The sequence below is a fragment of the Amycolatopsis anabasis genome, from assembly GCF_009765355.1.
Classification (GTDB): domain Bacteria; phylum Actinomycetota; class Actinomycetes; order Mycobacteriales; family Pseudonocardiaceae; genus Amycolatopsis; species Amycolatopsis anabasis.
Window position 1 is genome coordinate 264,676 of record NZ_VTHK01000003.1, and the last position, 20,162, is coordinate 284,837.

The following is a 20,162-nucleotide window of genomic DNA, read 5'->3' on the forward strand; positions in this document are numbered from 1 at the left end:
CAGGTTGTCCGGCACGGTCCGGGCGACGTTGATGTTGTGCGTGACGATCAGGATGGTCGCGTCGATCTGCGCGTTCAGGTCGATCAGCAACTGCGACAGGTAAGCCGTGCGCACCGGGTCCAGACCGGAGTCCGGCTCGTCGCACAGGATGATCTCCGGGTCCAGCACCAGCGCGCGGGCCAGCCCGGCGCGCTTGCGCATACCACCGGAGATCTCGCCGGGGAGCTTCTTCTCCGCACCGGCCAGACCGGTCATCTCCAGCTTCTCGAGCACGATCCGCTTGATCTCGGATTCGGACTTCTTGGTGTGCTCGCGCAGCGGGGACGCCACGTTGTCGTACAGGTTCATCGACCCGAACAGCGCGCCGTCCTGGAACAGCACCCCGAACAGCTTCCGGGTCTCGTACAGCTTGTGCTCGGAGCAGGTCACGATGTCGACGCCGTTGATCACACAGCTGCCGCGGTCCGGCTTCAGCAGGCCGATCATGGACTTCAGGAAAACGGACTTACCGGTTCCCGACGGTCCGAGCATCACCGACACCTCACCCGGCGGAAGCGTGAGCGTCACATCCCGCCAGATGGCCTGCTTACCGAAGGACTTGGTCAGACCCTCGATGACCACCTCGGCACCCATCGCACCTCCTGGAGCTGTTCGGCGTCGTCGCACGTACCCGGCCCGCGAACCTGGTGTGGCCGCAGGCGGCAGCCGGCGCGTTTCCCGCGTCAACCAGGTGCAACGAGCTGAGTGCGAACAGGTTACTCACCAGTTTTCATTTCGGAACACCCTCTGGGGCATCGTCATCGGGCCGTGACCGGGGCCACCACCGCTCGCAGCACCGTAGTGCATACCCGGGTGGTTACCCACAAACAGCGCTCTGAAATGCGAAAAGGGACGACCACTCGGGCGAGTGGTCGTCCCTTTCGGGTGTTTCGAGTTACTTGACGCTGACCTTCGCGCCGGCAGCCTCGAGCTTCTCCTTGGCCGCGTCGGCGGCGTCCTTGTCGACCTTCTCCAGCAGCGCCTTCGGGGCGCCCTCGACGAGCTCCTTGGCCTCCTTCAGGCCCAGGCCGGAGACGACCTCGCGGACGACCTTGATGACCTGGATCTTCTTGTCGCCGGCGCCCTCGAGGATGACGTCGAACTCGTCCTTCTCCTCCTCGGCCGGGGCGGCGCCCGCGGCGGCGCCCGGGGCGGCGGCGACGACGGCGGCCGGGGCCGCGGCGGTGACGTCGAACTTCTCCTCGAACTTCTTCACGAAGTCGGACAGCTCGAGCAGGGTCAGGCCCTCGAAGGCCTCGAGCAGCTCGTCGGTGCTCAGCTTCGCCATGGTGGCGTTCCTCTCTGGATACGAACTCGGGAGTTCGGGGTGGGGTTTTCGGTTCAGCTCTCGGCAGGTGCTTCGGCCGCGGCAGCGCCACTGTCGGACTCGGACTTGCGCTTCTCCTCGAGCGCGGCGCCCAGGCGAGCGACCTGGGACAGCGGCGCCTGGAACAGCGCCGCGGCCTGGGACAGCTTCGCCTTGAACGCGCCCGCCGCCTTGGAAAGCAGGACCTCACGGCTGTCGAGATCCGCGATCTGCTGGATCTCTTCGACGGTGAGCGGACGGCCGTCCATGTAGCCGCCCTTGATCTTCAGGGCGGCGTTGTCCTTCGCGAAGTCACGCAGCGCCTTCGCGGCGTCGACCGGCTCACCCTCGACGAAGGCGATCGCGGTCGGACCGACGAAGAGCTCCGACAGGCCCTCGATCCCGGCGTCCTCGGCGGCACGCTTGACCAGGGTGTTCTTCGCAACGCGGTACTTGGCACTGGTGCCGAGAGCGCGGCGCAGCTGGGACAGCTGGGTCACGGAGAGGCCGGTGTACTCGGTGACAACGGTGGCCGAGCTGGTGCGGAACCGGTCCGCGATCTCGGCGACGGCCGCCACCTTGTCGGGCTTCGCCATGGGGTCGCCTCCTCTCTTGGCTAGGTGACCGCTGATGGTCATCCAGCCCCGGAAACGACGAAACGCCCCAGCGCAGCAGGCGCGGGGCGTCGTGGTGCACGCGTGTGCACGCGCGGCGAGCCTCGTTCCTCCTGCGCGGGCCGCCCGCACCTCGCGGGGCCTTCGTTCCCCGTGCCCTTCGGCACCGGGAAAACCAGCGGTCTTCGGTAGAACCGTCGACCAGAATACGCGACCCCCTTGCGCCCCAACACGCGGCCCTCGTTTAGCGGGCTAACCGTGTGCCCGGGCTCCCACTGACCGTAGGGGGACCGGCATCATGGGTGACGTGGCGGAGCAGCGACCTGACGAGCGGCGGCCTCCCGGCGAGCACGGGACGGAGCTGGAACGCGCCCAGTCCGCCGCGCCCGAGCAGCAGCCGCAGCAGCTCGACCCGGAACAGCTGCGCCAGTTCCAGCAGTTTCAGCAGTTCCAGGAGTTCCTGCGGTTCACCGAGGCGCAGAAGCAAGGGGGCGAGCTGACGCCCGCCCAGGCCCAGCAACCCGTCCCGGGCGCGGACCCCGGTCAGCAGGCGTGGCTCCCGGCGCAGCCGCCACCGCCCGGCGGGCCGCCCCAGGCCCGCCCGGACACCCTGCCCGCCCCGCTCCCCCGCCCGAAGGCGCCGCGCTGGCTCAAACGCCTCGGCGGCAAACTGCTCAGCGCGCTGCTGCTGCTCATCGTGCTCGCGATCGGCGGCAAGCTCGCCTACGACCACTTCTTCCCCAGCGCCGACGAGAACCTGCCCGCCGACATCGCGGGCAAGGGGACCTACAGCGCCACCGAGCTGCTGCAACCCAACCCGTACCGGGCCGTTCAGCTGGTGTACCAGCAGATCGCCCAGAACCGGCCCGACCTGGCCTGCGGCAACTTCTCGAAGCCGACCCAGCAGAAGTTCGCGGTGGACATGGGCTACGCCGACTGCAAGCAGGCCGTGGAACAGCTGAGCAAGCTCGTCACGAACAAGAGCGAGTACGCGCAGTCGATACCGTTCACCAGCTCGTCCCAGCCGCCGGGGGACGTCGTGCCGATCAGCTCCTGCGACTACGACATCAAGGGCGGCCGCCCGCTCGGATCGTTCACCGTCACCCGGCAGCACAAGGACACCTCGGGCGGCGACGTGAAGGGCGAGCAGTGGCTGATCACCGGGCACGAGCCGGGGGCCTCCCCCTGTGCCACACCGGTCTCGCCCAGCACCCCGCCGACCCGCTGAGCCGGGACAACGAAAGAGGGCGGCCCCGCTGAATGCGGGACCGCCCTCCTATCGGTGAAAGCCTTAGACGGCAGCTTCCTCGGCGAGGAGGTTGCGGGTCCGGGCCGGGTCCACCGGGATGCCGGGGCCCATGGTGGTCGTGAAGGTGACCTTCTTTACGTACCGGCCCTTGGCGGCGGACGGCTTGGCGCGCAGGATCTCGTCCAGCGCGGCGGCGTAGTTCTCCACCAGCTTCTCGGCGTCGAAGGAAGCCTTGCCGATCACCAGGTGCAGGTTCGCCTGCTTGTCCACGCGGAAGTTGATCTTGCCGCCCTTGATGTCGGCGACCGCCTTGGCGACCGCGGGGGTCACCGTGCCGGTCTTCGGGTTCGGCATCAGGCCACGCGGGCCGAGGATCCGGGCGATGCGCCCGACCTTGGCCATCTGGTCCGGCGTCGCGATCGCGGCGTCGAAGTCGAGCCAGCCACCCTGGATGCGCTCGATCAACTCGTCGGTGCCGACCGCGTCCGCGCCGGCGGCCTCGGCCTCGGCGGCCTTGTCGCCAGTGGCGAAGACGATGACGCGGGCGGTCTTACCGGTGCCGTGCGGCAGGTTCACGGTGCCGCGGACCATCTGGTCGGCCTTGCGGGGGTCCACGCCGAGCCGCATCGCGACCTCGACGGTGGCGTCCATCTTGGTCTTGGACGTCTCCTTCGCGAGCCGGACGGCCTCGAGCGGCGCGTACAGCCGCTCCCGGTCGATCAGCTCGGAGGCCTGGCGGTAGGCCTTGCTGCGCTTGGTCATGCTCTGTCCTTAACTTCGTAGATCTGGATCAGTTGTGGTGCGAGCCAGCGCTTGGCTCTTCCACGGTCGGCGCCGACTATTCGACGGTGATGCCCATCGACCGGGCGGTCCCGGCGATGATCTTGGCGGCCTGGTCGACGTCGTGCGCGTTGAGGTCGCTCTTCTTGGTCTCGGCGATCTCCTTGACCTGGTCCCAGGTGACCTTGGCGACCTTGGTCTTGTGCGGCTCGCCGCTGCCCTTCTCGATCCCGGCGGCCTTCAGCAGCAGCTTCGCGGCCGGCGGGGTCTTGAGCTTGAAGTCGAACGAGCGGTCCTCGTACACGGAGATCTCGACCGGCACCACGTTGCCGCGCTGCGACTCGGTCGCGGCGTTGTAGGCCTTGCAGAACTCCATGATGTTGACACCGTGCTGACCCAGCGCGGGGCCGACCGGCGGAGCCGGGTTCGCGGCACCCGCCTGAATCTGCAGCTTGATGATCGCTGCAAGCTTCTTCTTCTTGGGTGGCATTCCTATTTCCTATTCACTGCACAGGTTTCCCCGCGCACCTGCCGTCGGCGCGAGGACTGCCGGCCGCGAAGTTGCGACCGTCAGATCTTGGAGACCTGGTTGAACGACAGCTCGACCGGGGTCTCCCGGCCGAAGATCGACACCAGGACCTTCAGCTTCTGCCCGTCCGCGTTGACCTCGCTGATCGTGGCGGGCAGCGTGGCGAACGGGCCGTCCATGACGGTGACCGACTCGCCGACCTCGAAGTCGACCTCGACCGCCGGGGCGCCGAGCGGGGCCTGTTCGGCCGCGGTCTCGCCCTTGGCCTTCGCCGGAGCGGCCTTCTCGACCTGCGGGGCCAGGAACTTGAGCACCTCGTCGATGGTCAGCGGCGAGGGCCGCGAGGTCGCGCCCACGAACCCGGTGACCCCCGGGGTGTTGCGGACCGCGCTCCACGAGGCGTCGTTGAGGTCCATCCGGACCAGGATGTAGCCGGGCAGCACCTTGCGCTGCACCTGCTTGCGCTGGCCGTTCTTGATCTCGGTGACCTCTTCGGTGGGCACCTCGATCTGGAAGATGAAGTCCTCGACGTCCAGGGTCTGGGTACGGGTCTCGAGGTTGGTCTTGACCTTGTTCTCGTAGCCGGCGTAGGAGTGCACGACGTACCACTCGCCGGGCGCCGCCTTCAGCTCGGCGCGCAGCTTCGCCACCGGGTCGTCGTCGGACTCCGAAGACTCCACGGACTCCTCGACGGCCTCCGGTCCGGCGGCCGCGACGTCTTCGGCGTCCGCCTCGGGGGCGGCCGCCTCCACCGACTCGGTGTGCTCCGAGTCCTCGTCACCGGCCGCCGCGAACACCTGTTCGTCGGAAAGGCCGGTCAGTTCCTGACCGGCTTCTGCGCCGTTCTCGGAGGTCACGTTCCGTCCTCTCACTTGATCGCTTGTCCTGTTCGGGCGGGCCTGGTTCCGCTCGCGGCGGGAGAACCGGCCGTCAGCCGAACAGCCAGAACACGCCCTTGCGGAACGCGAAGTCGAGCAACGCGACCAGCGCGACCATGAAGGCCAGGAAGACCAGCACCACGGTGGTGTAGGTGACCATCTGCTTACGAGTCGGCCAGATGACCTTCCGCAGCTCGGCCCAGACCTCGCGGATGAACCGCATCAGCCGGGCGAACAGGGAGGCCTTCTTCTCCTTGCGATCCCGCTTGGGAGTCGCCCGTTCCTTACCCCCGGTCTTGGCCGGTTTGTCCGACGAGACCGCCTTGCCCTTGGCCGCGGGACGGGTCTTGTCCCCGTCGGCGTCCTGCTTGGCCTCGCCGGCCTTACCGGCCGGACGCGCGGAGGCGCGGCGCTCGCGCCGAGCCGCGGCGGTGACCGGACGGGAGGGGCGCTTGGCGTCCTTCTCCTGGTCCTTCTCGCCGCTGGCGTCGCTGTCGCTCACGACCACTCCTCCGCTTCACCAGTTGGGTACTACGCAGGGGTGACAGGACTTGAACCTGCAACCTGCGGTTTTGGAGACCGCTGCTCTGCCAATTGAGCTACACCCCTTCAACTCGACATCCGGCGGAGCCGACGGTCAAGTTATTGGCCGCATTCCACCCTCCCCACCGGCCGGTGGAGAGCAGGTTCACGCGTTCCAAGTTCGAGAGTCTACGGCAAGCCCTCGGAGGACTCGCAACCGCGCCCTTGATCGCCCCCGGAAGAAGGCGACCAAAGTACCGGGGTCTCGCGCGACCGTTGACACTCACCATGAAAAACTGTAGCCATGGCCACTCCCGGAACCACCGTCACCAGCCCCCGTTCGCGCGTCTCCGCCCGGATCGCCGGCATCAGGCCGTCGGCCACCCTCGCGGTCGACGCGAAGGCGAAGGCGCTGAAGGCCGAGGGGCGCCCGGTGATCGGCTTCGGCGCCGGCCAGCCGGACTTCCCGACCCCCGACTACATCGTCGAGGCGGCCGCCGCGGCCGTGCGCGACCGCGCCAACCACGGCTACACCGCCGCGGCCGGGCTGCCCGAACTGCGCGAGGCGCTGGCCGCCAAGACGCTGCGCGACTCGAACTACGCGGTCGAGCCCACCCAGGTCCTGGTGACCAACGGCGGCAAGCAGGCGGTGTATTCCGCGTTCGCCACCCTGCTCGACCCGGGCGACGAGGTGCTGCTGCCGGCGCCGTACTGGACCACCTACCCCGAATCGATCGCGCTCGCCGGCGGGGTGCCGGTGCAGGTCACCGCGGACGAGTCCACCGGCTACCTGGTGTCGGTCGAGCAGCTCGAGGCCGCCCGCACCGAGCGGACGAAGGCCCTGCTGTTCAACTCGCCGTCCAACCCGACCGGTTCGGTCTACTCGCGCGAGCAGGTCGAGGCGATCGGCCGCTGGGCCTACGAGCACGGCATCTGGGTCGTCACCGACGAGATCTACGAGCACCTCGTCTACGACGGGGTCAAGGCCGAGTCGCTGCCGGTCGTGGTGCCCGAGATGGCCGACCAGACCCTGGTGCTCAACGGGGTCGCCAAGACCTACTCGATGACCGGCTGGCGGGTCGGCTGGATCATCGGGCCGCAGGACGTGATCAAGGCGGCGTCGAGCTACCAGTCGCACCTGTGCGGGAACGTGGCCAACGTGTCGCAGCGGGCCGCGCTCGCGGCGGTCTCCGGGCCGCTGGACGCCGTCGCCGAGATGCGGAAGGCGTTCGACGCGCGCCGGAAGAAGATCGTCTCGCTGCTGTCGGAGATCCCCGGGGTGGAATGCCCGACGCCGGAGGGCGCGTTCTACGCCTACCCGTCGGTGAAGGCCCTGCTGGGCAAGGAGATCCGCGGCGAGCGGCCGCAGGACACCCTGGAGCTGGCGGACCTGGTCCTGCGGGAGGCCGAGGTCGCGGTCGTCCCGGGTGAGGCGTTCGGCACGCCCGGCTACTTCCGGTTCTCCTACGCGCTCGCCGAATCGGACCTGGTCGAAGGCGTGACCAGGTTCGGGCGCCTGGTCGCCGAGGCCAAGTAGCCACCGGGATGCGGATCGGGCTGGGCCTGCCGCACTTCGGTCCGCTCGCCGACCCCGGCGGGATCGGGCGGTTCGCCGCGGCCGCCGAGGAGTTGGGGTACGCGTCGCTGTGGACGGGTGACCGGGTGCTCACCCCGGTCGCCCCGAGCGATCTGTACCCCGGCGGCGGCACCCCGGAACGGCCGTACCCGCCCGAGTTCACCCGGTTCTTCGATCCCCTGGTCGCACTCACCGTCGCGGCCACGGCCACCACGTCGATCCGGCTGGGCACCAGCACGCTGACCGCGACCCTGTACCCGCCGGTCCTGCTCGGGCGCACGCTGACCTCGCTGGACGTGCTCAGCGGCGGCCGCCTCGACGTGGGCCTGGGCATCGGCTGGCTGCGCGACGAGTACACGGCCGCCGGGGTCCCCTGGGCCGGGCGCGGGAAGCGGCTCGAGGAGATCCTCGACGTGCTCACCGCGCTGTGGACGGCGGATCCGGTCCAGCACGACGGCCCACGCTGGCGCATCCCACCGTCCACAATGGACCTACGGCCGGTGCGGCGGCCGCATCCGCCGGTCCTGCTCGGCGGTTTCTCGCACGCCGCGCTGGAACGGGTCGGGCGGCGCGCCGACGGCTGGCTGCCCGGGCGGATGCCACCGGAGACCCTGGGCAAGCTCTGGGACATCGCGCGGTCCGCCGCCGAGCGGGCGGGCCGCGACCCGGATTCGCTGCGCCGCGTGCTGCGGCTCAACCCGCGGCGCGGGACCGCGCTGTCCCAGCTCGCCGACCAGTTCGCCGAAGCCGAGGCCGCCGGGGTCGAGGAGGCCTTCGCCGACCTGCACTACGTCGCCGATTCGATCGACCACGCCCTCGACCTGGCCGCCGGACTGCGCGCGCTGATCGCGTGAGCGTCACCCGGTTCGGCGAGCGGCCGGGGAGCCGTTCTCGCGTAAAAAGGACGCGTGGCAGGGAAAAAGGGCGGCGGCGGGTGCCTACTGCTCCTGGTCGTCGTGGCGGCGGTGATCGGGTTCGGGTACTACCGCTCGCAGGAGGGCGCGTCTTCGGACGCTCCGGAGCAGCCGGGATCCGGGACCGGGGGCGGCACCGGGCGGTACGTCGCGCTGGGCGACTCGTACACCTCGGCGCCGCGGACCGGGAAGCAGGCGGGTGAACCGCCGGGCTGCGCGCGTTCGGACAACAACTACCCGCATCTGCTCGCCGCCTCGCTCAAGCCGAAGGAGTTCGCCGACGTCAGCTGCAGCGGGGCGGTCACCGGGAACCTCGGCGGCGCCCAGCAGACCCGCGACGGCACGAACCCGCCGCAGCTGAACGCGGTGAACGCCGACACCACGCTGGTCACCCTGGGCATCGGCGGCAACGACGTCGGCTTCATCAGCCTGGCCGGGCAGTGCGCGACGAGCGATCCGAACAGCGCGAAGTGCCGGGCCCAGCTCACCGCGGGCGGGCGCGACCAGCTCGCCGAGCGGATCGACGCGACCGCCCCGAAGATCGCCGACGCGCTGGAGAAGATCCACGCCAAGGCCCCGAAGGCGCGGGTCGTGGTGGTCGGCTACCCGACCGTGCTGCCGGACGGGAACGGCTGCTGGCCGTCCCTGCCGTTCGGCGGCCCGGACGTGAACTACCTGCGCGATTCGCTGGACAAGCTGAACAGGATGCTCGCCGCGCAGGCCAAAGCGCACAAGGCCGGGTTCGCCGACACCGCGGCCCCGAGCAAGGGCCACGACATGTGCGCCGAACCCGCCCAGCGCTGGACCGAGGGGGTGCTCCCGGTGGACGCGGCCGCGTTGCACCCCAACGCCAAGGGCGAACGCGCGATGGCGGACGCGGTGCGCAAGGTGATCAGCTAGCGGATCGTGAGCCGCGACGCGGGTCGAAAGTGCGCGCGCTTTCGGCGCGTCCCGGCGGAGGCGACCTGCTCGGCTAGAGGCGGACCACCGCGGTGGCCTTGCCGAGCACGGTCTTCCCGTCGAACCGGGCGGTGATGTCCACCCGGGCCGTGCCGTCCTCGCGCACCTCGCCGATCTTGCCGCTCAGCTCGACCAGCGCGCCCTCGTCGTCGTCCGGCACCACGACCGGCCGGGTAAACCGGACGCCGTATTCGAGGACGCGGCCCGGATCCGGCAGCCAGTCGGTGATCATCCGCCCGGCGAGCGCCATGGTCAGCATGCCGTGCCCGATCACGTCCGGCAGCCCGACCTCCTTGGCGAACCGCTCGTTGTAGTGGATCGGGTTGAAGTCCAGCGAAGCGCCCGCGTACCGCACCAGGCGGTCCCGGGTGATCCGCACCTGGAGGGCGGGGAGTTCGGTGCCGACCTCGACGTTCATGAGCCCTCCCCCCGCACGACGAGCTGCGCGCGGGTGGTGCACACCAGCTCACCGGACTCGTCCTTGATCTCCGCGCGCACGTTGAGGAAGTCGTTGCCCGCGCGGGCCATGATGTTCTCGATGAACGTGGTCAGCAGCAGCCGGTCACCGGCGTGCACCGGCCGGGCGTGGGTGAAGCTCTGGTCGCCGTGCACCATCCGCCCGTAGTCGAGGCCGAGTTCGGGATCGGCGACGATCGCGTTGATCGCGGCGAGGTTGATGATCGTCAGGAAGGTCGGCGGCGCGATCACGTCCGGGTACCCGGCGGCGCGCGCGGCTTCCGGGTCGCGGTAGCAGGCGTTGTCGTCGCCGAGGGCGTCCGCGAACTCCCGGATCTTCTCCCGGCTGACTTCATAGGTACTGGTCGGCGGGTACGTCCGCCCGATGAACGACTGGTCCAGAGGCACGCCCGCACATTACCGGGCGGGGTCGTGAGCGGGCCCAGCCGCTCACGACCCCGCCCCGCCCGCTTGCCGCTACGGGGCGAGCGTGACGCCGTAGGCGCTCAGAGCCTCGTCGACCGGCTGGAAGTACGAGGTGCCGCTGCCCTTGCCGGAGGTGATGCCCAGCCCGACGCTGCCGGAGAACAGGCACCCGCCGGAGTCACCGGGGTTCGCCAGCGCGTTGGTCTGGATGAGCTGGTGCACCGAGCCCTCGGCGTAGTTCACGGTGACGTTCACCCGCTGCACCGAGCCCGAGGTGAGCCGGGTGGTGCTGCCGCTCTTCTGGATGCTCTGGCCCACGGTCGCGGCCGCGGACGAGCTGATCTTCTGGGTGCGGCCGTTGTACAGCTGCACCGCGCCCGGACCGCTGCCGGTGGTGTTGCGGATCAGGCCGTAGTCGTTGGTCGGGAAGCTGGCGCCCTGCGACGGGCCCACGTTCCACTGCGACACCGCGCGGGTGCAGTGCCCGGCGTCGACGATGTAGAGCTGGCCACCCTTGGTCGCGTTGAAGCCCACCGAGCAGCGGGTGCCGCCGCCGGTGATCGCTTCACCGTTGTAGATGGTGGTGTGGAACTCGCCGCTGACCCGCTCGACCCGAACCCGGTCGCCGAGGCGGTTCGCGGCGGCCAGCAGGCCCGCGACATCGCCCTTCGCGGCATCCGAAACGGTCAGCACGACCTGGTTGGTCTTCGGGTCCTGGCCGATCGAGGTGTGCGTCACCGCGGGCACGGATTCCAGCGCCTGCTGGGCCGAGGCCAGTGCGGCGGTGGAGTGCTTCACGAGCTTGGCGGTCGCGCCCGCCGCGCGAACCTGGTCGGCGGCCGCACCGTCGAGCACGTTCACCACGGGCAGGCCCTGGTCGTCGAGGTATCCCCCGGCGGACTGGAAGCCCAGGCGCCCGTCGAGGTCCTCGACGGTGCGCGCGCTGGCGTCCTGGATGCTCAGGATCCGTTCGGCGGCGGCTTCGGTGATGCCGCGTTCGGCGACGAGCGACGACACCGCCGAGCGCTGGACGTCACTGGAGTAGCCCGCCACCGCGGTCGCGGAGGCGACCGAGGGGGTCAGGAAACCGATGGCCGCGGCGCCCGCGATCATCGTGATTGCGATCTTGCGCATACCGGCAACTCACTTTCGCAGGGAAGCGCGGCGCGGATGAGCCGCGCTGTTCAGTGGGTTGACCGGCCACTTCGTGCGTGACCGGCACCGGTGCAAATCCGGTACGCACCAGGGTGTTCTGGGTCACGATGTCCCGATACCGACTTTCGTCGTTACGAGGCAAAAGATAGGTGATCACCGAGTTTTATAGGTAACGCGAACAGGCCGCCCCTCGATGAGGGACGGCCTGTTCGCGAAGTCGACCGGGCGCGAGCGCGCTACGCGCTCAGCGGGTCTCCTTGTGGGTCCGGTGCGTGCCGCAGTTCGGGCAGAACTTCTTCATCTCCAAGCGGTCCGGGTTGTTGCGCCGGTTCTTCTTGGTGATGTAGTTGCGGTGCTTGCACTCCTCGCACGCGAGCGTGATCTTCGGTCGCACGTCGGTGGCAGCCACAGCAAAGCTCCTCTAACTAAGTTTCTGGTCCCCGCCTGCGCGGGGTTCCGGGGCTCGGCCCCAGGGCTATCGGCGTAGCGGTGGCCGGACTTGAACCGACGACACAGCGATTATGAGCCGCTTGCTCTACCAACTGAGCTACACCGCCTCACATGGTCGAAGCCGCGATACCAGTGCAAGCATCGCGGCTCTGGCCACCGAGCCCCTTTACGGAATCGAACCGTAGACCTTCTCCTTACCATGGAGACGCTCTGCCGACTGAGCTAAAGGGGCAAGCTCAACGTTCAAGCCTCGAAAAGATTACATGGCCTGTTCGAGCGAGCGCGAGGGGGGTCCCCTTTACGTCAGCAGGGTCAGCACGGTCTCCTGGTGCCGACCGGGTGAACGGGCCGTTCGTGCCTGCAGCCACGCCTCCAGCCGCTCCTCGGACAGCGGCCGCGAGATCAGGTAGCCCTGCGCGACGTCGCAGCCCATCGCCTCCAGCTGATCGCGTGCCACGTCCTCCTCGACACCCTCGGCGACCACGGTCAGCCCGAGCGAATGGCCCAGTTCGACGATCGAGCGCACCACCGCGAGGTCGCCGAGGTCGGTGCCCATGCCGAGCACGAAGCTCTTGTCGATCTTGACCTGGTCGACCGGGAGTTGCCGCAGGTAGGCCAGCGACGAGTAGCCGGTGCCGAAGTCGTCCACCGCGAGCACGATGCCCAGCGCGTGCAGCTCGCGCAGGATCGGCAACGCCTTCTGCGGATCGGCCATCACACCGGATTCGGTCAGCTCGAAGGTGAGCAGCTCCGGTGGCACGTCGAAGCGGCGCAGCGCCTCGACGACCTTGCCCGGGAAGTCGGCGTCGGCGAGGTTGCGCACCGACAGGTTGACCGCCGCGGAGATCCGCAGGCCCTCGTCGAGCCACTTGCGCACGCGGCGCAGCGACTGCTCGAGCACGAACGACGTGAGCACGCCGATCAGCCCCGCGGCCTCCACGGCCGGGACGAACTCGTCCGGATCGAGCTTGCCGAATTCCGGATGCTGCCAGCGAACCAGCGCCTCGACGCCCTGCACCTGCCGGTTCGGCAGCGAGACCTTCGGCTGGTAGTGCACGCTGACCTGGCCGTCCTCCAGGGACTGCCGGAACTGGGTGACCATCTGGAAACGGCGCATGAAGATCTGGCCCATGCTCGGCACGTAGCCGCGGACCTCCTCGCCGCCGCGGGTCGCGCGCACCGCCACGTCGGCGCGTTGCAGCAGCGCGTCGACGTCCACCGCCTCGCCGTTCTCCTCCAGCGCGGGCGAGGCGTAGCCGACCATCGCGTTGGCCTCGACGGTGAGCCGGTCGACCGGGTAGGGCGCGGACAGTTCGGCGCGCAGCCGTTCCGCGGCCTGGTGCGCCTGCTGCGGCGTGCAGTCGATCAGCAGCGCGGCGAACGAGGCGCCTTCCAGCCGGGCGAGCGGGACCTCGGGCCCGAGCGCGTCCCGGATGCGGCGGCCGGCGGCGATCACCATCCGGTCCGCCCACACGTATCCCAGCGCGTCGCTGACCGTGGAGAACACGTCCAGGTCCACCCGCAGCACCGCGGAATTCGCCCGCTCCCGCAACGGTTCCCGGGCCACCTGGCGGAAGCCGGGCCGGTTGAGCAGGCCGGTCAGTGGATCGTGGTAGGCGTCGTGGCGCAGGGTGGCCAACAGGCGGCGGTTGTCCAGCGCGGTGGCCAGGTGGCTGGCCATGGTGCCGAGCAGTTGCACGTCGTACTTGCCGAAACCGCGCCAGCGGGACAGCCGGTCGTGCGCCTCGACGACGCCGAGCAGCTGGTTGGCGCTGCGCAACGGGACGACCAGGGCTTCCTGTGCGCCGCGGTCGAGCAGGGCGGCGCGGACATCGGGATTGGCCTCGGTGATCCGGAAGTGCCGGACGTGCGCGCCGGGCAGCCGCAGCAGCGGATCGTCGGCGGGCGGTTCGTAACCGGGCAGCGGATCCCCGGCGACGACCGCGCGCATCGCCTCGGTGGGCTCGAGCCGGAGCCGCAGCACCACCCGGCCCGCGGCGAGCTGGTCCTTGATCCGTTCGGCGATGGTGGCCCATTCGCTGACATCGACACCGCCGACCAGATCGTCGGCGCGGCTGGCGGGCCGGGCGGCGGCCTGCTGCCCGGACCGGGCGACCATCAGGCTCACGTCGGAAAGCGCCTCCATGTCGCGCTGTTCGCGCAGCAGGTCCGAATAGGCCCAGTAGAGCGCGGACAGGCCGAGGAACACCGCGAGCACCAGCGGCCAGGCCTTCGGCGTCCCGGAGATCACCAGGTAGCCGGACAGGCCGACCGACGCGTTGACGAAGCCGACCACCAGGATCCGGCCGGTGAGCCGCAACGCGGTGCTCACCCGCATCCGGCGGCGCAGCACGCGGACCGCGGCCAGCGCGAGCAACGTGCTGGTGAGCGGCGCGGTGAGGGTGCCCGCGAGCGCGGCGGGCCAGGGCATGTCGTGGGCGTTCATGGCCTGCTTGACCAGTCCGGCGACCGCGAAGGCGCTGGTGATCTCGAGCAGGAAGGCGCCGGCGTTGTAGAGCACGCGCCCGGACACCTTGCGGGCCAGCAGGGTGCTGATCCCGGCGACCAGGTGCGCGGCGAGCACGACTTCGAAGGGCGCCACGAAGAAGCCGATGACCAACGGGATCTCGGTGAACGAGATGGTCCACGAGATGCCGCTGCGCACGTCGACGTTGATGCCGAGCTGTTCGGCGAGCAGGAAGGAAAGCGCCAGCAGCGGGCCGATCCACCACAGACTCGCCGATCCCTCGAACGGCAGCCACAGGGATACGGCGGCCGCGGTGGCCAGCCCGACGGTGAGCACGCTGAGGGTGTAGATCCGGAACCGGCGCTCGTCGGAACGGGCCTCGCCGCCCTGGATCTGCTGCGCCCGGCGCCCCGCCGACGGCGAACCGCCGCCACGCATGGCAGAGTCGCTGGCTGCCGCCGGGATGTGGCCCGCGGGCCTGCCACCCGAGTCCGGCATGCAACCTCCTTCCCGGCTGCTCGCCCGAAGGCAACGCACCGGTTCACCGCCGCCCAAAGCCTTCACGCAGCGGTCCCAACCGCCGCGTGAAAGTGGGCCTCACTGTACCCCGGAGGGCGTATTTCGGCCTCTTTCCGGCCGAGATGAGATCACCTCAGGGTTAACACTGACCCAACCGCGCTGACCTGCGCCGACCACCGGGTGAAACGAGAGCATTCTTCGCGTTTGCCTTGGTTGCCATGGGTAACCGACCTGGCCGGACCCCGGAACGGCCCGGCCGCTTCAATAGGCGGCATGAACGTGGACGCGATAGCCGCCGAACACGCCACTCGGTTGCGCGACGTCGACCCGCTTTTACCTGCCCCGGCTCGGTTCGGACCGGAGTCGCCGGGAACCGTGCTCACCGCGGCCGCGGCGGGTTCGGCCGCCGCCGGGCTCGCCAGTTTCGCCGAAGTCGCCGCGGACGCCCGTGACGCACTGTGGCGCCCGCTCATCGAGCACCGGCTGAAGGTGCGGCTGGGCGGTCCGGATCCGGCGGCCGCGATGGAGGCATTGCTCGCCGACTGGGAGACCCACCTCGCCGAGACCGTGGCTTCCGGGGACTGGGACACCGCCGCCGTGGTGCCGCGCCCGAGCCGGGATTCGACCGGATCCGCGGAGTTGCTGCGGCACGGTTTCGCCCCGGCCCGCGTGGTCGCGGTGCGGCCCGCGGACCGGCTCGCCGCGGCGGGCCCGGACACCACGCCCGGGGTGCGGATCCGGCCCGCCGAACACGACGATCTGGCGACCGCGGTCCGGCTGCGGCTCGACCTGGAGCGCTACGACGCCCAGTTCGGCATCGTGACCCTGCGGGCGAACGCCGAGCAGGAGGTCACCGCGGAACTGGCCGAGCTGCTCGACGCCGACGAGCCGACGCTGTGGATCGCCGAGTTGTACGGGCAGCCGCTGGGGATCGTGCAGGTGCAGTTGCCGCCCGCGTCGGGCTGGATCGAACCGCTCGTCGCGGCCGACCGGGTCGGCTACCTGACCGCGCTGAACGTGGCCGGGGAGGCGCGCTCGACCGGTGTCGGCTCGGCCCTGGCCGCGCACGCGCACCAGGTGTTCGACGAGGCGGGGATCGAGGCGGTCCTGCTGCACCACGCGCTGGCCAACCCCCGCTCGACGCCGTTCTGGTACGCGCAGGGCTACCGTCCACTGTGGACATACTGGTACCGCCGCCCCGCGGTCCGGTAACCGGATTTCCGGCCTTGGGCCATTTGGCGGATAAGGGCGGGCATAAGGTTCACATTATGCGGTCGTCAATTCCGACCGTTGTTCTTGACCCGAATTCCGATTAGGCGGAGATCGGAAACGAAAGTGCGCACCTGCTGGTACAGACCACCCGCGGTGCGCTACAACTTGGGGGTGACTCAGAGCAGCAGCGCCGCGCCGGAGGCTCCGCAGGGCGTTGACACGGAAAAGCCCTCTGCCGCGCGGGTTTACGACTGGCTGCTGGGCGGGACCCAGAACTGGGCCGTCGATCGGGAATTCGGCCGCCGGGTCGAACGGATGTGGCCGCCGATCAAGCCCGGGGCCAGGCACAATCGCGAATTCCTGCACCGCGCGGTGCGCGCCGCGCTGGATGCCGGGATCCGGCAGTTCCTCGATCTCGGTTCCGGAATGCCCACCGCGGGCAACGTGCACGAGGTGGTCGCCGATTACCTGGCCGACGACGAGCGGGCGACCGTGGTCTACGTCGACTACGAACCGGTCGCCGCCGCGCACGCCACGCTGATCCTGGAACGGCAGAACGCGACCGAATGGGCCGGGCTGGTGCAGGCGGACGTCCGCGACCCGGACGCGATCCTCGACCACGAGACCACTCGGCGGCTGATCGACTTCGACCGGCCGGTGTGCGTGCTGATGGTGGCCGTGCTGCACTTCGTCGGCCCGGACGAGGATCCGGGCGGGGTGGTGGCGGCCTACCGGGACGCGGTCCCGCCGGGCAGCCGCCTCGTGCTGTCGCACATGACCGTCGGCGACGCGACCGGCGAGGCCGCCGCGGGTGTCGAATGGTTCGCCGCGCAGTACCGGCACACCACCAACCCGGTCTGGCTGCGCGATCGCGCGGAGATCGAATCCTGGTTCGCCGACTGGGACGTGACCGAACCCGGGGTGACGCACCTGCCGGACTGGCGCCCGGTCCGTGAACTGGCCCCGGAAGAGGAGATCGCCCGCCCGTTCGCCTGGTGCGGCGTCGCGGTGAAACCGGGGCCGGGCGAACGGTAAGTGACGATCACCCGGTGGTGCGGCACGGCCCGGTGAGGTCCCCGCACAGCCGGGTGACCTGGTCTGGCGGGTCGAGCGGCGGTCGCGGTGCACTGGCCGGTGCGCGAAATCCCGCGCGCCGATCAGGGAGGTTCTCGTGCTCAGATCCATGGTCAGAACGTTCATTCCGGCAGTGCTGCTCGCCGCGACCGCGGTGGCGGCTCCGCTCACCGCTTCGGCGTCGACCGCTCCGCGCAGCTTCGGCGACTGCATGGACCTCGCGGTCGCCGAACACGGCGTCGACCCGTGGCTGGCCCACGACGCGTGCGACGCGGTCAGCTTCGAGGACTGCTACTGGACCTTCCGCCACGAGTACGTGCCCGCGACGCTGGCGGCTGCCGCATGCCGCCTCCGCGACAAGTAGGGCCCGCTTTATTCCCGGAGTGGTGCTCGCTACGGGCGAACAACCAGCGGAAACAAACCAGCGCTCGCGAAAGTTGAGCTGATCAGACTCAACTAGAAGGAGCGCAACCGATGAGCGAAACACGCCTCCTGCCGGTCCTGCCCCTCGACGACGACGTGGTCCTGCCCGGCATGGTCGTCCCGCTCGACCTCACCGACACCGAGACGCGGGCCGCGGTGGAGTCCGCGCAGGCGCGGGTGCCCAGCGCGGCCTCCTTCCCGGGTATCCGGTCGGGGAGCACGGCCAAGGGCGAGGTCCTGATCGTGCCGCGGGTCGACGGCGAGTACGCCGAGCTCGGCACCGTGGCGACCATCGATCGGATCGGCCGGGTCCCCGGCGGCAAGGCCGCGGCGCTGCTGCGCGGTACCGGGCGCGCGAGCGTCGGGGACATCGGCGACGGGCCGGGCGCCGCCCGCTGGGTGTACGCCACCGACGCGGCCGAACTGTCCGACGACACCGCGAAGACCCTGGCCGCCGAGTACAAGTCGCTGGTCATCTCGATCCTGCAGCAGCGCGGCGGGTGGCAGATGATCGACGCCGTCGGTCAACTCGAAGAACCCTCGGCCATCGCCGACCTCGCGGGCAACGCGCCGTACCTGAACGTCGAGCAGAAGCTGGAACTCCTGCGCGCGCTGGACGTCTCGGCACGGCTGGAGAAGGCCCTGGAATGGAGCCGGGAGCACCTGGCCGAACTCGAGGTCTCCGACACCATCCGCAAGGACGTCCAGGAAGGGATGGAGAAGCAGCAGAAGGAGTTCCTGCTGCGCCGCCAGCTCGAGGCGATCCGCAAGGAACTGGGCGAGCTGGACGGCAGCAACCCCGACGAGGACGACTACCGCGCCCGCGTCGAGGCCGCCGACCTGCCCGAGCACGTCCGCAAGGCCGCACTGTCCGAAGTGGACAAGCTGGAGCGGACCTCGGAGCAGTCGCCGGAGGGCGGCTGGATCCGGACCTGGCTGGACACCGTGCTGGAAATGCCGTGGCAGACCCGGACCACCGACGTGCACGACATCGCGGGCGCGCGGGCCGTGCTGGACGCCGACCACGCGGGCCTGGACGACGTGAAGGAACGGATCATCGAGTACCTGGCCGTGCGCAAGCGCCGGGCCGAGTCGGGCAAGGGCCAGGTCGGCGGCCGCCGGTCCGGGGCCGTGCTCGCGCTGGTCGGGCCGCCCGGGGTCGGCAAGACCTCGCTCGGCGAGTCGGTCGCGAAGGCCATGGGCCGCGAGTTCGTCCGGGTCGCGCTCGGCGGCGTGCGGGACGAGGCCGAGATCCGCGGGCACCGGCGCACCTACGTCGGCGCGCTGCCGGGCCGGATCGTGCGGGCCATCAAGGAAGCCGGGTCGATGAACCCGGTGGTCCTGCTCGACGAGGTGGACAAGGTCGGCGCGGACTACCGCGGCGACCCGACCGCGGCCCTGCTCGAGGTCCTGGACCCGGAGCAGAACCACACGTTCCGCGACCACTACCTGGAGGTCGAACTGGACCTCTCGGACGTGGTGTTCCTGGCCACCGCCAACGCGCTGGAGACCATCCCCGGCCCGCTGCTGGACCGGATGGAACTGGTCACCCTGGACGGCTACACCGAGCACGAGAAGGTCGTCATCGGCCGGGACCACCTGCTGCCGCGGGAACTGGACCGGGCCGGGCTGGGCGCGGACGACGTGCGGATCACCGACGCGGCGCTGAGCCGGATCGCCGCCGAGTACACCCGCGAGGCGGGCGTGCGCGACGCGAACCGGACGATCGCGAAGGTGCTGCGCAAGGTCGCGACCAAGGCCGCGCTGGACGAGGTCACCCTGCCGGTGACGATCGACGCCGAGGACCTGGCCACCTACCTCGGGCGGCCGCGGCACCTGCCGGAGTCGTCGCTGCCCGCGTCGACCCAGCGCACCTCGATCCCCGGGGTGGCGACCGGGCTCGCGGTCACCGGGGCCGGGGGTGACGTGCTCTACGTGGAGGCGTCGCTCGCGGACGCGGAATCCGGCGGCGCCGGGCTGACGCTGACCGGGCAGCTCGGCGACGTGATGAAGGAGTCGGCGCAGATCGCGTTGTCCTACCTGCGGTCGCGCGGCGCCGAACTGGAACTGCCGGTGGGCGATCTCAAGGAGCGCGGCATCCATGTGCACGTGCCCGCGGGCGCGGTGCCGAAGGACGGGCCGTCGGCCGGGGTCACCATGACCACGGCGCTGGCGTCCCTGCTGACCGGCCGGGTCGTGCGGGCCGACGTGGCGATGACCGGTGAGGTGTCGCTGACCGGCCGCGTGCTGCCGATCGGCGGGGTGAAGCAGAAACTGCTCGCCGCGCACCGGGCCGGGATGAAGACCGTGATCATCCCGCGGCGCAACGAACCGGATCTGGACGACGTGCCCGCCGAAGTGCTGTCCGAACTGGACGTGCACCCGGTGGCGAGCGTGCGGGAGGTGCTCGAGCTCGCGCTCGCCCCGGCTACCGCCCCGGTCGCCCACGCCGCCTGATCGCGAGCACGAACTGTCATGAGGGGACCCCTCCGGACAAAATTTGTCCGGAGGGGTCCCCTCATGACACACGCGCCACTCGGGGCCGCTTTTGCCCGTAGTTCATCTGCGGGTCTGGTTCGCGCGGCCTTGCGTACGTACTCTCCGTTCCGCTCC

General features: G+C 70.0%; 20 protein-coding genes and 3 tRNA genes. 8 read left to right on the top strand and 15 right to left on the bottom strand.

All coding sequences use genetic code 11. From position 1 onward, the window contains the following. The 3 genes from FXO23_RS51450 to rplJ all read right to left on the bottom strand — a co-directional run. Nucleotides 1-633: ABC transporter ATP-binding protein (locus FXO23_RS51450; RefSeq protein WP_246256928.1), on the bottom strand; the 633-nt coding region annotated here is incomplete at its 3' end. A 301-nt stretch (nucleotides 634-934) separates the two neighbouring features. Continuing rightward, the gene (gene rplL, locus FXO23_RS05400; protein ID WP_158881352.1) at nucleotides 935-1,327 is read right to left on the bottom strand and encodes a 50S ribosomal protein L7/L12; all 393 of its coding nucleotides are present in this window, start codon (nucleotides 1,325-1,327) and stop codon (nucleotides 935-937) included. 53 nt (nucleotides 1,328-1,380) lie between these two features. Continuing rightward, entirely contained in the window at nucleotides 1,381-1,941 is a 561-nt protein-coding gene (gene rplJ, locus FXO23_RS05405; RefSeq protein ID WP_158881354.1) for a 50S ribosomal protein L10, read from the bottom strand. A 316-nt stretch (nucleotides 1,942-2,257) separates the two neighbouring features. Between rplJ and FXO23_RS05410 the strand changes: the two genes are divergently transcribed. Next, nucleotides 2,258-3,187 (top strand): hypothetical protein, encoded by a 930-nt coding sequence (locus FXO23_RS05410; protein ID WP_158881356.1) that lies wholly within the window; start codon nucleotides 2,258-2,260, stop codon nucleotides 3,185-3,187. 63 nt (nucleotides 3,188-3,250) lie between these two features. Here the strand turns inward: FXO23_RS05410 and rplA are convergent, their stop codons facing one another. From rplA to FXO23_RS05435, 5 genes are all read right to left on the bottom strand, one after another. Beyond that, complete coding sequence (rplA, locus tag FXO23_RS05415; RefSeq protein WP_158881358.1) at nucleotides 3,251-3,970, bottom strand: 50S ribosomal protein L1; 720 nt, start codon at nucleotides 3,968-3,970, stop codon at nucleotides 3,251-3,253. A gap of 76 nt (nucleotides 3,971-4,046) precedes the next feature. After that, entirely contained in the window at nucleotides 4,047-4,478 is a 432-nt protein-coding gene (gene rplK / locus FXO23_RS05420) for a 50S ribosomal protein L11 (RefSeq protein ID WP_158881360.1), read from the bottom strand. An 80-nt stretch (nucleotides 4,479-4,558) separates the two neighbouring features. Further along, nucleotides 4,559-5,374, bottom strand: a complete 816-nt coding sequence (nusG, locus tag FXO23_RS05425) for a transcription termination/antitermination protein NusG (RefSeq protein WP_158881362.1) — start codon at nucleotides 5,372-5,374, stop codon at nucleotides 4,559-4,561. 73 nt (nucleotides 5,375-5,447) lie between these two features. Further along, nucleotides 5,448-5,903, bottom strand: coding sequence for a preprotein translocase subunit SecE (secE, locus tag FXO23_RS05430; protein WP_158881364.1), 456 nt, complete (start codon nucleotides 5,901-5,903; stop codon nucleotides 5,448-5,450). Between the two features lie 28 nt (nucleotides 5,904-5,931). Continuing rightward, nucleotides 5,932-6,004, bottom strand: a tRNA-Trp gene (locus FXO23_RS05435). A 217-nt stretch (nucleotides 6,005-6,221) separates the two neighbouring features. On the opposite strand from FXO23_RS05435, the gene FXO23_RS05440 reads away from it, so the two are divergent. Genes FXO23_RS05440 through FXO23_RS05450 form a run of 3 tightly spaced genes read left to right on the top strand, consistent with a single transcriptional unit; the run spans nucleotide 6,222 to nucleotide 9,307 of the window. Beyond that, nucleotides 6,222-7,454, top strand: coding sequence for a pyridoxal phosphate-dependent aminotransferase (locus FXO23_RS05440; protein WP_158881366.1), 1,233 nt, complete (start codon nucleotides 6,222-6,224; stop codon nucleotides 7,452-7,454). 8 nt (nucleotides 7,455-7,462) lie between these two features. Further along, on the top strand, nucleotides 7,463-8,347 hold the full coding sequence (locus FXO23_RS05445) for a TIGR03619 family F420-dependent LLM class oxidoreductase (protein ID WP_158881368.1): 885 nt from the start codon (nucleotides 7,463-7,465) through the stop codon (nucleotides 8,345-8,347). Nucleotides 8,348-8,401: 54 nt separating this feature from the next. Then, the gene (locus tag FXO23_RS05450; RefSeq protein ID WP_158881370.1) at nucleotides 8,402-9,307 is read left to right on the top strand and encodes an SGNH/GDSL hydrolase family protein; all 906 of its coding nucleotides are present in this window, start codon (nucleotides 8,402-8,404) and stop codon (nucleotides 9,305-9,307) included. Between the two features lie 73 nt (nucleotides 9,308-9,380). On the opposite strand, the gene FXO23_RS05455 is transcribed toward FXO23_RS05450, so the two are convergent. From FXO23_RS05455 to FXO23_RS05485, 7 genes are all read right to left on the bottom strand, one after another. After that, the gene (locus FXO23_RS05455; RefSeq protein ID WP_158881372.1) at nucleotides 9,381-9,785 is read right to left on the bottom strand and encodes a MaoC family dehydratase; all 405 of its coding nucleotides are present in this window, start codon (nucleotides 9,783-9,785) and stop codon (nucleotides 9,381-9,383) included. Next, entirely contained in the window at nucleotides 9,782-10,231 is a 450-nt protein-coding gene (locus FXO23_RS05460; protein ID WP_158881374.1) for a MaoC family dehydratase N-terminal domain-containing protein, read from the bottom strand. The genes FXO23_RS05455 and FXO23_RS05460 overlap by 4 nt, the downstream gene beginning before the upstream one ends. Nucleotides 10,232-10,300: 69 nt before the next feature. Then, a complete protein-coding gene (locus FXO23_RS05465; RefSeq protein ID WP_158881376.1) occupies nucleotides 10,301-11,383 on the bottom strand; it encodes a S1 family peptidase in 1,083 nt (360 codons plus the stop codon). 265 nt (nucleotides 11,384-11,648) lie between these two features. After that, nucleotides 11,649-11,813 (bottom strand): 50S ribosomal protein L33, encoded by a 165-nt coding sequence (gene rpmG / locus FXO23_RS05470; RefSeq protein ID WP_005152047.1) that lies wholly within the window; start codon nucleotides 11,811-11,813, stop codon nucleotides 11,649-11,651. A gap of 75 nt (nucleotides 11,814-11,888) precedes the next feature. After that, nucleotides 11,889-11,961, bottom strand: a tRNA-Met gene (locus FXO23_RS05475). Nucleotides 11,962-12,013: 52 nt separating this feature from the next. After that, nucleotides 12,014-12,086: transfer RNA gene (locus tag FXO23_RS05480), tRNA-Thr, on the bottom strand. A 66-nt stretch (nucleotides 12,087-12,152) separates the two neighbouring features. After that, on the bottom strand, nucleotides 12,153-14,819 hold the full coding sequence (locus tag FXO23_RS05485; RefSeq protein WP_158881378.1) for a putative bifunctional diguanylate cyclase/phosphodiesterase: 2,667 nt from the start codon (nucleotides 14,817-14,819) through the stop codon (nucleotides 12,153-12,155). A 294-nt stretch (nucleotides 14,820-15,113) separates the two neighbouring features. On the opposite strand from FXO23_RS05485, the gene FXO23_RS05490 reads away from it, so the two are divergent. The 4 genes from FXO23_RS05490 to lon all read left to right on the top strand — a co-directional run bounded on the left by FXO23_RS05490 (nucleotide 15,114) and on the right by lon (nucleotide 20,006). After that, nucleotides 15,114-16,052, top strand: coding sequence for a GNAT family N-acetyltransferase (locus FXO23_RS05490; RefSeq protein WP_158881380.1), 939 nt, complete (start codon nucleotides 15,114-15,116; stop codon nucleotides 16,050-16,052). A 171-nt stretch (nucleotides 16,053-16,223) separates the two neighbouring features. Beyond that, on the top strand, nucleotides 16,224-17,087 hold the full coding sequence (locus tag FXO23_RS05495; RefSeq protein WP_158881382.1) for an SAM-dependent methyltransferase: 864 nt from the start codon (nucleotides 16,224-16,226) through the stop codon (nucleotides 17,085-17,087). A gap of 148 nt (nucleotides 17,088-17,235) precedes the next feature. After that, the gene (locus FXO23_RS05500; RefSeq protein WP_158881384.1) at nucleotides 17,236-17,490 is read left to right on the top strand and encodes a hypothetical protein; all 255 of its coding nucleotides are present in this window, start codon (nucleotides 17,236-17,238) and stop codon (nucleotides 17,488-17,490) included. A gap of 110 nt (nucleotides 17,491-17,600) precedes the next feature. Continuing rightward, on the top strand, nucleotides 17,601-20,006 hold the full coding sequence (gene lon, locus FXO23_RS05505; protein WP_158881386.1) for an endopeptidase La: 2,406 nt from the start codon (nucleotides 17,601-17,603) through the stop codon (nucleotides 20,004-20,006). The last annotated feature ends 156 nt before the right edge of the window (nucleotides 20,007-20,162 follow it).